Below are 12,083 nucleotides of genomic sequence, written 5' to 3'. Positions count from 1 at the left end.
GTTTGACTTCACAAACTTTTCATAATAGTGTATAATACAGAACATATAATTTTAATCGAAAATTATAAATGTGATTAATTTACTATAAAATCATTAGCTTTAGATTATAAGTGTTGTTTGGCCCATTGTAGCAAGGGTTTTTATGATTGAAAATATATTTAAATGAGTAAGAAAATCAATTTTTAAAAGAAGTTTAAAGTTCTGAAAATAAATGAGCGAAATGTGAAAAAAATATATTTACATTCATAAACTAATCTGATATTTTATATGTATAGTAATTAAATTTTTGATGAAAATTTTATTATTTTTAGTGTTTTAGTGTTGGTTTTAGAATCCCTTATAAAACTGTGTGAAAGGTAGGTACTACTAAATGAATCGTATTTATAGGGTAATTTGGAGTCAGGTACGAGGCGCATATGTCGTTGTATCTGAAATCGCAAAAAGCCATACTCGTGGCTCCAAAAGCTTTGTTAGTAATTCCGCTAAAGCTTCGGTAAAAGTTGGCTTGGCGGCTATGGTTTTAACCTGCGGTAGTGGGTTGGTTTCGGGTGTTCAGGCAGAATCTGATCGAGGGGTTGCTTTAACACCGGCTAATGCGGATCGTCAGGAATATACTGCGGGCGGTGTGACATGGTTAACACCAAACCCTGGTGCACCAACTATTAATATGTATGATTACAAAACACCAGGGAATCCAGGACAAGGACACTTATATACCAATAATAAGGTGTTCGGCATCCAAATCGGTAATAAAGCTAATGCACGTGCTAAAGATGGATCCGTATCCGGTATTTCTATCGGCGACTATTCTCAATCTCGTGCGTTGGGTATCGGTTTAGGCCATTATGCTCAATCTGAAGAAATCGGCGCTATTGCTGTCGGTTCTGCTGCTAAAGCAAAAGGTTTTAACTCCTTGGCTATGATGAGACAAGCCTATGCTGGCAAACAATATGCGGCAGCTATCGGTACGGCTGCATCTGCACAGGGTAAAGCTAGCTTGGCTATGGGGCACTCTGCATTGGCAACAGGTGATCAATCTATTGCTATCGGTTCTGCAAATCCAACTCCTAAATATGATGATAATGGCACACCGTATACAGCATATGACGAAACTACTAATACCCAAGCTAATGCAGCTCGTTCCATTGCTATTGGTCAAGGTGCTAAATCAGATACCGAAGATAGCGTAGCTATGGGTACTAGTGCGTATGTAGCATCAGGTTCAAATTATAAAGGTGAAGGTTATGTAAGAGGCGTAGCCATCGGTAATCATGCGACATCTCAAGGTATTCAAGGCGTGGCTATCGGTAACGGTGCAGCACATTATCGTGATAACGGGGTTGCTCTTGGTAACAATGCCAAAACTCGTGCAATGGACGGCATTGCCATTGGTAACAATGCTGAATCCGGTATTCAAAATGACCCTCAATATAAAGTAAATAACTCCGTTGCCGTAGGTAACTCCGCGCGTGCTCATGGTGGTTCCGGCGTGGCATTGGGTAATGATACTTATGCATTGGGCGGTTCCTCTGTGGCTGCAGGTAATGCGGCATGGGCATTAGGCGAACGTTCTACAGCTATCGGTAACAATGCTCATTCCGAAGGTTACGGCTCTATTGCTATGGGTCGTGAAGCAAGTGCGTTAAGTACTCAAGATGGGGACAAGAAAAATGTTGTGGCTATCGGTGATGATGCACAAGCAACCGGTTCCCGCTCCATCGCATTGGGCGTAAGCGCTCAAGCTGGTACATTAGAACGTGTACGTGATCGTAGCGTTTACAAAGATAATCCTGAATTAATCACTAAACTTAAAGCTCAAAAAGAAGTAACTGATGCGGTAGCAATCGGTAGCGAAGCAAGTGTACAAGAAAACGAAGGCTTAGCTCTCGGTAGCAAAGCAACAGTAAATAATGTTCGTGGCGTTGCATTAGGTGCTAATTCTGCAACAGCTGCTCCTGTAAGCACTGCTAGTGAAACTATTAACGGTTTGCAATATAACTATGCTGGTGGTACTGCTGATTCTACCGTTAGCGTAGGTAATAACTCTACAAAACGTACAATTACTAACGTAGCAGCTGGTCGTGTGAATGCACAATCTACAGATGCTATTAATGGTAGCCAATTATATGGCGTTGCTAATGCAGTAGGTAATGTAGCTAAAAGCACTAAAAATATCTTAGGCGGTAATGCTAAGGTTGACCAAAACGGTACTATCACCATGACTAATATTGGTGATACAGGTAAAAACACTGTTCATGAAGCAATTCAATCCGTAAACCAAGGTTGGGAACTTCAAGTTAATGGCCAAAAGGTTAAAGACGTAAAAGCTCCAAACCGTACAGTGAACTTTAACGCTGGTAAAAATATTAAATTAGAAGGCGCCGGAGACAATGTTACAGTTGCAACAGTTGATAATGCAAACTTCAACTCCGTTACAACTGGTAGCGTATCTATGAGCAAAACCGGTATCAATGCTGGTGGTTATCAAATTACCAATGTGCAATCTGGCGGTGATACATTAACTAATGCGGCTAATATTGGTGATATTTCTCGTATTGCTGCAAAATACGATAAATACTTGCAACGTGGTTCTGCAACGTATGAAGCAAACGGTAACGGCAAGATTAACATGACCGGTACAAATGGTTTGACTGCTGAAGTAACAGGTTTGAAAAATACGTATGTTACATCCGGTACAGTATCCAATGACGGTAAGAGATTGACATTGACACGTAATGACAATCAAACATTCGATGTTGATATCTCTAAAATCTCTAATGGTCTTTCCAAAACTGACTACCGTTTGATTGCAAACCCTGCAGCAGGTAGCAATGGCGAATATAAAGTAGCTGCTGATGGTAGCATGACATTGACTGTTGCTGATGCTGATGGTTCCAACCCTAAACAAGTTAAGTTGACGAACCTTGCTTCTAAAGAGCAACAAGATATCAATACTACTAATATCACAAATAACACTAACAAGATCGCTAAAGGCTTGAGCTTCCAAGGCGATAACAATGTTAAAATCAATAAACAACTTGGTGATACTTTAGGTATTACTGGTGGCGCTACAGGTGCTTTATCTGACAATAACATCGGTGTTGTAGCTAAAGACGGAAACCTTAATGTTAAGTTAGCAAAAGACCTAACAGGTTTGAACAGCGTAACTGCAGGTTCTGTTCGTGTAGGTAAACATAGCGACAATAAAAACTATGTAACTGGTTTGGACAATAAAGAATGGAATGTTCAGAATCCTACCATCACATCTGGTCGTGCAGCAACTGAAGATCAGTTGAAAAAAGTGTCTGATGAAATCAAGACTACTAATGCGGCTAAAACAGATTACCGCTTGATCAATAATACAAATTCTGCAGATGGTTCTTACTCTGTAGAAAACAACAAAGTTGATTTGAAAGTTAAAGATGAAGCTCATCCTAACAACCCTGCTAATACGGTAACAATCAACAATATCGCATCCAAAACTGAATTGGATAAATTGACAGAACGTGCTGTTAAATATGATCTTAACGGTACTACTGTTAATAAAAACAAGGTTACTTTGGAAGGCCAAGGCGGTACAACAATTACTAACTTGAAAGCTGGTGAAGTATCCTCTACTTCTACAGATGCTGTAAATGGCAGCCAATTACATGATGTGAAAATCGAAGCAGGCAAACATTCAAAAGTAACTGTTTCCGATGATAACCTTAAATTGACAACAACTCCTGCTACAAGCACTGAAGGCGCTAAATATGATCTTCGTTTGAACAACAAAGTGACATTGGGTAGCGGTAACAATCAAGTAGTTCTTGATGGTACAGCAGGTAGAGTAACTGCTGGTGCTGTTGTAATGGGCGCTCAAACTGTTCAAAATACGAAACATGCAAGTGAAACTGGTAATTATGTAACTAACTTGAGCAATAAGAACTGGGATTCCACATCTATCGTATCTGGTCGTGCAGCGACTGAAGATCAGTTGAAAAAAGTTAGTGAACAAATTACTCAACAAGGTAGCAGTGCAACTGACTATCGTCTTGTAAGAAACTCCAGCGCTGACGGTTCCTACAAGGTAAACGACAATGGTGAAGTATCCTTGACCGTAGAGGATAAAAACCATGCAGGCGTTAAAGAGCAAGTTACAATCAATAACATTGCATCCAAGACTTCTGTAGATAAATTGACAGATCGTGCTGTTAAATATGACATCAATAACGGTGTTGTTGATAAGACTAAGGTAACATTGGAAGGTGCTGACGGCACTACAATTACAAATGTAAAAGATGGTGCTGTAACAGCTACATCTAAAGATGCTATCAATGGCAGCCAATTGTTCAAGACTAAAGAAGAATTGATCAATAAAGGCATGAAATTCGGTGCTGACTCCGGTAACGTAATCAATAAAAAACTTGGTGAACAAGTTAACGTTAAAGGTGGCATTACTGAAGCTTCCAAATTGACTGCAGAAGACAATATCGGTGTTGTATCCGATGGTTCTAACGATTTGAAAGTTCGTTTGGCAAAAGACCTTAAAGGTTTGAACAGCGTAACTGTAGGCGATACAAAAGTTACTTCCAACGGTGTAACTATCAGCAACGGTGCTACAAACAATGCATCTGTATCTCTTACTAAAACTGGCTTGGATAATGGTGGTAACAAGATTACTAACGTTGCTCGTGGTACAATCGACAGCGATGCAGTAAACTTGGCACAATTAAAAGAAGTATCCAACAGTGCATCTGCAGCAAATACAAAGGTAGCTGAAGGTAAAAACATTAAAGTTGATGAAAGTATCGACAATGTAACTAAAGCTAAAACATATACTGTAGGCTTGAAAGATGAAGTAACATTAGGCTCTGGTAATACAGCTATCAATATTAACGGTACAACAGGTATCGTGAAAGCTGGTACTGGCGATAATGCTGTGACTATCAACGGCACAAATGGTATTATCAACTCCGGTAAAGTAACAATCAATGGTACTACAGGTACTGTTAACGAATTGACTAACAGAACTTGGAACCCTAAAGCTATTACTAATGGTCAAGCTGCTACAGAAGATCAATTGAAAGTAGTAGATAATAAAATTGATACTACAAAAACTGAAATCGTAGAAAAAGGCTTGAACTTCCAAGGTGATGCAGGTACTGCAATTCATAAAGACCTTGGTCAAACTTTGAAAATCTCTGGCGGTCAAGCTGACGCATCTAAACTTTCAGAAAATAACATCGGCGTAGTTAATAACAACGGCGTATTGAATGTTAAACTTGCTAAAGATTTGACAGGCTTGAACAGCGTAACAACTGGTGCTACAACTATTAACAACAATGGTTTGACAATCGGTGGCAACACATTTGTTACAAGTAATGGCTTCAATGCTAACGATACTCAAATCACAAATGTGAAAGCTGGTACAGAGGATAACCATGCAGTTAACCTTAAACAGTTGAAAGAAGTATCCAACAACGCAGCGGCAGCTAAAACAGTTGTAAAAGCAGGTAAAAACATCAATGTAACTGATTCTGAAGATCCACTTACTAAAGCTAAGACTTATACAGTTGGTTTACAAGACACAGTAACATTGGGTTCCGGCAATACAGCTGTTAACATCGATGGTACAAAAGGTATTGTAAAAGCCGGCGAAGGCAACAATGCTGTGACTATCAACGGTACAAACAGCACAATTACTGCTGGTAACGTAGCGATTGACGGTGTAACAGGCAATATCAATTCCGGTAAAGTTCTTGTTAACGGTGCTAAAGGTACTGTTAACAACTTAACAAATATCACTTGGGATGCTAATAACATCACAAGCGGCCAAGCTGCAACAGAAGACCAATTGAAAGTTGTTGATAAGAAAATCACTGACAACGGTAGCAACTTGACTAAGAAGGGCTTGAACTTCAAAGGCGATGATGCTACAAGCATTCATAAAGACCTTGGTGAAACATTAGACGTTGTAGGTGGTACTTCCGATAAAGCTAAATTGTCCGACAATAACATCGGTGTGGTATCTGAAAACGGTAAGTTGAATGTTAAACTCGCTAAAGAGTTGACTGGCTTAACAAGCGTAACAACTGGTGCTACAACAATTAATAACGAAGGTTTAACAATTGGTGGTAAGAAATTCGTTACAGCTAACGGTTTTGATGCTAACAACACACAAATCAAAAACGTAAAAGCTGGTACTGATGGCAATGATGCAGTTAACTTGAATCAATTGAATGAAGTTAAAAATGCATCTAACACTACAGTTGAAGGTAGCGAAAACATCAATGTTAACTCCACAGTAGATCCTAATACACAAGCTAAAACTTACAAAGTAGCATTGAAAGACAATGTAACTTTAGGTTCCGGCAATAATGCAATCAACATCAACGGTACTACAGGTATCATAAAAGCTGGTGACGGTGCTAATGCTGTAACTATCAATGGTACAAACGGCACTATCAACTCCGGTAAAGTGACTGTCAACGGTACTGCTGGTACTGTAAATAACTTGACAAACATCACTTGGGATGGCAAAAACTTCACAAGTGGTCAAGCTGCAACAGAAGACCAATTGAAAATTGTTGATAAGAAAATCACTGACAATAGCACTGACTTGACTAAGAAAGGCTTGAACTTCCAAGCTGATTCTGGCGAATTAATCCATAAAGATCTTGGTCAAACATTGGATGTTGTAGGTGGCATTACTGAGAAATCTAAATTGTCTGACAACAACATCGGTGTGGTATCCGAAAACGGTAAGTTGAATGTTAAACTTGCAAAAGACTTAACAGGCTTGAACAGCGTAACAACTGGTCAAACAACTATCAACAACGATGGCTTGACAATTAACAACAAACAATTCGTTACAGCTAATGGCTTTAATGCTAACAATACGCAAATCAAAAACGTAACTGCTGGTGTAGAAGACAACGATGCTGTTAACGTTAAGCAATTGAACGATGTAAAAGCTGCATCTAATACAAAAGTAGAAGGTAGCAAAAACATCAATGTTGATGAAACTGTAGATAATGTAACAAAAGCTAAAACCTATACAGTGGCATTGAAAGACACTGTAACATTAGGTTCCGGTAATAATGCAGTCAACATCGACGGTACAAAAGGTATCGTAAAAGCTGGTGAAGGCGCTAACGCAGTGACTATCAATGGCGTAAACAGCACAATCAATGCTGGTAAAGTAGCGATCGATGGTGTAACAGGTAACATCAATGCTGGCAAAGTTCTAGTTAACGGTGCAAATGGTACTGTAAACAACTTGACTAACAGAACTTGGGATCCTAATAACATCACTAACGGTCAAGCTGCAACAGAAGATCAATTGCAATCTGTAGATCAAAAAGTTACAGACAACAGTAAGAAAGGCTTGAACTTCCAAGCTGACTCTGGTGAATTAATTCATAAAGACCTTGGTCAAACATTGGATGTTGTAGGTGGTATTTCTGATAAAGCTAAATTGTCTGACGGCAATATCGGTGTTGTATCCGAAAACGGTAAGTTGAATGTTAAACTTGCAAAAGATTTAACAGGCTTGAACAGCGTAACAACTGGTCAAACAACTATCAACAACGATGGTTTGACAATCAACAACAAACAATTCGTTACAGCTAATGGCTTCAACGCTAACAATACGCAAATCAAAAACGTAACAGCTGGCGTAGAAGATAACGATGCTGTAAATGTTAAACAATTGAACGATGTAAAAGCTGCATCTAATACAAAAGTAAAAGGTAGCAAAAACATCGACGTTGATGAAGCTGTAGATCCAACTACAAAAGCTAAAACTTACACAGTTGCATTGAAAGACACTGTAATATTGGGTTCCGGTAACACAGCTGTTAACATCGACGGTACAACTGGTATCGTGAAAGCTGGTAACGGTGCGAACGCAGTAACTATCAATGGTGTAAACAGCACAATCAACGCTGGTAAAGTAGCAATCGATGGTGTAACAGGTAACATCAATGCTGGTAAAGTTCTTGTTAACGGTGCAAACGGTACTGTAAACAACTTGACTAACATTTCTTGGGATCCTGCACACATCACAAGTGGTCAAGCTGCAACAGAAGATCAATTGAAAGTTGTAGATAACAAAATTGATAAGAACACTGAAAACTTGACTAAGAAAGGCTTGAACTTCCAAGCTGACTCTGGTGATTTAATTCATAAAGACCTTGGTCAAACATTGGATGTTGTAGGTGGCGTTTCTGATAAAGCTAAATTGTCTGACAACAATATCGGTGTTGTATCCGAAAACGGTAAGTTGAATGTTAAACTTGCAAAAGATTTAACAGGCTTGAACAGCGTAACAACGGGTCAAACAACTATTAACAATAATGGTTTGACAATTGGCGGTAATACATTTGTTACAAACAACGGCTTCAATGCAAACAATACACAAATCAAAAATGTTAAAGCTGGTACAGAAGATAGCGATGCTGTTAACCTTAAACAATTGAACGAAGTAAAAGCTGCGTCCGATACTAAGGTAAAAGGTAGCAAGAACATTCATGTTGAAGAAGAAATCAACGATCTTACAAAAGCTAAAACATACACTGTAAACTTGAAAGACACAGTGACATTGGGCTCCGGCAATACATCAGTTCATTTCGATGGTACAACAGGTATCATTAGAGCTGGCGAAGGTGCTAATGCTGTAAATATCAATGGTACAAACGGTACAATCAACTCCGGTAAGGTAACTATCAACGGTGGTTCTGGTACTGTTAACGATTTGACTAACAGAACTTGGGATCCTAATAAGATCACTAACGGTCAAGCTGCAACAGAAGATCAATTGAAAGTTGTAGATAATAAAATTGATAAGAACACTCAAGACTTGACTAAGAAAGGCTTGAACTTCAAAGGCGACTCCGGTGAAGCTATCCATAAAGACCTCGGTCAAACATTGGAACTTAAAGGTGGCGAAGCTGATGCTTCTAAACTTTCAAATGGTAACATTGGCGTAGTTAATGAAAACGGTAACTTGAACGTTAAACTTGCTAAGAACCTTAAAGGTCTTGACTCTGTAACAGTTGGTTCCGATCCAAACAAACAAGTTGTACTTGACAATAAAGGTGTATCTGTAGGTGGTAAAACATACATTTCTAACGAAGGCTTAAACGCAAATAATCAAAAGATTACTAACGTGGCAGCTGGTGTAAATGATACAGATGCAGTTAACGTTCAACAGTTGAAGAGCAGCATGGCGGCAGCAACTACGACAGTGAAAGCTGGCGATAGCGGCAATACAACTGTAGAAACTACAGTTAATGCAGATAAGTCTAAAACATACACTGTAGATATCAAAAAAGACTTGAACTTACGCAGTGTAACTACAACTACAGACGATCAACAACACTCCACTTTAACAAACGGTAGAGGTGTTACAAGCACTGATACATTTGGTAATAAGACTACTCTTACTGCAGATAATGTGAAAGTATCTGATAGTCAAAATAATACAACTCAAACAACAGCTAAAGGTGTACTTGTAGATAATCCAACTAAGGCCACTGAGTTGACTGTTGACGGTGTTGTAACTACTGACAAAAAGACTAAGAGAACAAGCACAACTGCAGATGGTGTGGTTGTTACATCTGGCATGGGTAGTACTAAAGTAACTACTACTGTTAGCAGCAACGGTGTTGCAATTACTACTCCTCCAGCAGGTCAAGGGTCCCCTAAAGATGGTACTGGTGCAGTAACATTGACTAAGGACGGCTTGAACAATGGTGGCAATAAAGTTGTTAACATGGCAAGTGGTTATGGCGAAGGCGAAGATATCAACAATATTGCTGATAATAGCAGCAGCTTAACAAATGGTGCTAACATCGGCGACTTGAAAAAAGGTATCGATGGCCTTAAGAAAGCTGGCTTAGACTTTGCAGGTGACAAAGGTGAATTCCATCGTAACTTAGGTGAAAAAGTAACCGTTAAAGGTGGCGTTACTGATGAAAGCAAACTTTCCTCTGCAAACAATATCGGTGTTATTTCCGATAACAACGGCAGCTTGAATGTTCGTTTGGCAAAAGATATTACTGGTATCAACTCTATTACAACTATGGATAACTCCGGTCATACAACTGTAACAAACGGTAATGGTATCACAATCAAAAATAATGGTGGTGGCAGCGTATCCTTAACAAGCTCTGGTTTGAATAACGGTGGTAATAAGATTACTAACGTAGCACCAGGTGAAATTAGCTCCACTTCTACTGATGCTGTTAATGGTTCCCAACTTAATCGTGTTGCAAACAGCATGAATAATGTTGTAAAAGAAGTTCGTCAAGTTGGTGCTTTATCCTCCGCGTTGTCTGCATTGAAACCTATGGCTTATGATCCTTACGAACCTACTCAAATCATGGCAGGTTATGGTAACTACCGTGGTGACTCCGCATTGGCATTAGGCGTGGCTCATTACAAAAATGAATCCATGATGTTACATGCTGGCGTAGCTTGGGCGGGTAGCAATAGCCATATGATGGCAAATGCTGGTGTAACTTGGAAAGTAGGCAACAGAGACGGTGAAGCAGAAACTGCAGATCGTTATCGTAAAGGACCTATCAGTTCTACATATGCAATGCAACGTGAACTTGCTGCAATGAAAGCTGAAAATCAAGGATTAAAAGGTGAAGTAGCTGATTTGAAAGCTGAAAATGAACAAATGAAAGCTAATATTGCTGCAATGATGGCAAGACTAGGTTTATAATACGTTCATGCTGAACATTACGGGTTGAGGATTCCCTTTTGGGGGTCCTCTCACCCGATTTAATTCGTTGATAGAAAAGAGGAATATATAATGAAAAAATCCACTTTGCTTGCTTTCACAGCGGCAGTATTATTCGGCAGTGGCGTATTCCATGTTAATGCGGCATCTGCTACATTTGATGATCCATTGCTTTTACCAAATCCGGCTAAAGCGCCTACAACAGGTTCTGTTGTATTGGTTCCTGTGGCTAGCCCTCAGGCAGTGCAAAGTATCCATGAATTTGTGAAAGCATGGGAAAATGCGGAAAAACACATTGCTTTAGCTGAAAGCAAAAAGAATAATCATCAAGCGTTAACTAAAGAAGAAGCTAAATGGTTACATTCTAAAGATAAGCATAACTATGCTGATTATTTCCGTAAACATTCTTTAGGTTATGTACATGGCCAAGAAACTGCATTGAACTGGAATGGTGAAAACCGTAATAAAAACGAGTATAGCTATTACACATTTCCTAAATATGATAAGGACCAAGGTTACACAAATAGCTATGGTTACAATGTATTGCGCAGCATGGTTGATCGCATGAATGAATTGCTTCAAAAACAAAAGGCCGTTGGCGGTCCTTTGACTGATGAAGAAGCACAAGCATTGGAAGATGCTATGCTTGATATCATGGCTCAAGATCAAGAACATGTATCTAATGAAGAATTGCGTTATTACATGAACGAAGCAGTTTGGTTTGCTACAAAACAAACTGTAAAAAATATGTCTGCAGAAGAACCTTCTGTTGGAGACATGCACGAAATTAACCTTCGTGAAGCGATTCAGACAGATAACTAATCATCTAATACATATATAATCACATTATATGTATAGCTTTTGTTATAAGGAATGTGCAGTTACAATAACCTTATATAAAAGTTTTTAATATACAGTGTTGAGACACAAATAAGGGATTCTATTAACACACTGTCATATAGACAAGAAGTCGCAACAGAATGCAATAGATGTATTCTTGTTGCGGCTTCTTTTTATTTTAAATTCTCCCTATATGATATGTCTGAAAGAGTAATATAACTCAAGTTTTAAATCTGTAAAATTAGGCCGTGAAATTGTGCAAAAATAATAATAAAATTTTCCTGAAATTTGTCGTAAAAATTGTCCAAATATTGTTGACATCAGTATATGGAAATGTTATTATATTCAAGTACCCCATATGAAGGGGCACAGATCTTTGAAAACTGAACAATGATAGGTAATCAATCATAACGATTGAACATATGCCAGAGTGCGGGTTTTGACATAGTCAAAACCAACCATAATTCAAAGTTACTTCAATGTAACGACAACAAATAATGAGCTATTCAAA

2 protein-coding genes are annotated in these 12,083 nt (G+C 38.7%); both read left to right on the top strand.

All coding sequences use genetic code 11. The features are described 5' to 3' along the window. Positions 1–370: 370 nt before the first annotated feature. On the top strand, positions 371–10,714 hold the full coding sequence (locus E7K77_RS06055; RefSeq protein WP_325321177.1) for an ESPR-type extended signal peptide-containing protein: 10,344 nt from the start codon (positions 371–373) through the stop codon (positions 10,712–10,714). Between the two features lie 90 nt (positions 10,715–10,804). Next, the gene (locus E7K77_RS06050; RefSeq protein ID WP_058948381.1) at positions 10,805–11,554 is read left to right on the top strand and encodes a hypothetical protein; all 750 of its coding nucleotides are present in this window, start codon (positions 10,805–10,807) and stop codon (positions 11,552–11,554) included. Positions 11,555–12,083: the final 529 nt, after the last annotated feature.

This window comes from Veillonella parvula (genome assembly GCF_032577575.1).
Classification (GTDB): domain Bacteria; phylum Bacillota; class Negativicutes; order Veillonellales; family Veillonellaceae; genus Veillonella.
The sequence above is the reverse complement of the archived record's forward strand: the minus strand, read 5'-3'. Positions and strand labels throughout refer to the sequence as shown.